General features: G+C 73.2%; 2 protein-coding genes. Both read left to right on the top strand.

What is annotated here, in order from left to right; translation table 11 throughout:
* Positions 1 to 102: 102 nt before the first annotated feature.
* Positions 103 to 744 carry a hypothetical protein gene (locus tag GKQ77_RS32695; RefSeq protein ID WP_219692775.1) on the top strand — a complete coding sequence of 214 codons (642 nt, stop codon included), beginning with the start codon at positions 103 to 105 and terminating at the stop codon, positions 742 to 744.
* Positions 745 to 762: 18 nt separating this feature from the next.
* The coding region (locus tag GKQ77_RS32700; RefSeq protein ID WP_219692776.1) for an ankyrin repeat domain-containing protein at positions 763 to 1,475 on the top strand (713 nt) is incomplete at its 3' end.

Genomic DNA, 1,475 nt, shown 5'->3' on the forward strand with positions numbered 1-1,475 from the left:
GCCCGGATGGTTGTCGGGTGGGGGTGGGGGGTTCTCGTTCATGAGTGGCGTGGTGTCGTTGCTCTGCCGTGGCGGCGGCTTCGTGAGCGCGGGCCCCTGGGGGTGTCGCTGGCCCTCTTCGCCGCCGTCGCGGTGACCGGACTGCACGCGTTCCAGCAGACCGCCGTCGGCGCCGACGTGCTGCGGGTGGTCAGTGAGGTGCGGGGTGACCAGCCGGTCTGGCTCACTCTGCTGCGTACGCCCGTATCGGTGTTCGTACCCGCGGTGGATCTGCCCGTGTGGGGCGGGCTGCCTCGGCTGGTTCTGGCATTCGCGCTCGCCGAACTCCTCTTCGGCCGTGTACGCACCCTGGTGGTGGCGTACGCGGTCACGCTCGCCGGGACGTTCGGGGCGCGTGTGATGATCGCGCTCGGGCCCGAACGGCTCGGGCTCCCCGGCAGCGCCGCGCACGCCGTGGACACCGGGACCTCCGCCGCCATCGTCGGCCTCTTCGCCTACGCGGCCGTGATCCTGCGGGCTCCCGTGCTCTTCGTCGCCGCCGTGGTTCCTACGGTGGTGGGTTCGTGCGCTGAGCCGGATCTCGCGGGGCGTGAGCATCTGATCGCTGTTGCCGTTGCCGTGGTCCTCGGGGGCGTCGTGTCGTACCGGAGGCGGGTCCTCCGTCGGCCGGGGCCGCCCGTTGTCAGTGGCCGCTGCCAGAATCGGTGGCAGGTGATCAGGCAGGCGTTCATCGGTGGCAGGTGATCAGGGAGGCGGTCGGAGATGGCAGTTCTCGACGCACGGGAGGCGCTGGCCGTGGCGGTGACCGGGGCGATCCGGGGCGGTCATGTCCCGGCGCTCCAAGAACTGCTCGACGCGCATCCGGTCCTGGCCTCCTCTGGTATCAGGCAGGAGGGTGAGGCCGCGGGGACGCGCAGTCTGCTGCACATCGCCACGGACTGGCCGGGGCACTTCCCTTCGGGGCCCGAGGTAATCCGCGTCCTGGTCGCCGCGGGCGCCGACCCCGACGCCCGTTTCGTGGGCGCCCACGCGGAGACGCCGCTGCACTGGGCTGCGAGCAATGACGACGTGGCGGCGGTGGACGCCCTTATCGCCGCCGGTGCGGACATCGAGGCGGACGGAGGGGTCATCGCGTACGGCACGCCGTTGGCCGACGCGCGGGGGTTCGGCCAGTGGCGGGCGGCGCGGCGGCTGCTGGAGCACGGGGCGCGGACGACCTTGCAGGACGAGGCGACGCTAGGGCTGCTGGATCGCGTCCGGGCCCGCGTGGCGGCGGACCCGCCGAGCCCCGACGACCTCGACAGCGCGTTCTGGGGCGCTTGCCGTGGCGGGCAGTTGGGCACGGCGCGCCATCTGCTGGAGCGGGGCGCCGCGCTCGACCGGGTCGGGTACGAGGAGATGACACCACTGGACGCGGCCGTCGCGGCGGGCGCGGAGGACGTCGTCGCGTGGCTGCGGGGGCGGGGGGCTAGGAC

This window comes from Streptomyces anatolicus (assembly GCF_019400875.1).
Taxonomy (GTDB): domain Bacteria; phylum Actinomycetota; class Actinomycetes; order Streptomycetales; family Streptomycetaceae; genus Streptomyces; species Streptomyces anatolicus.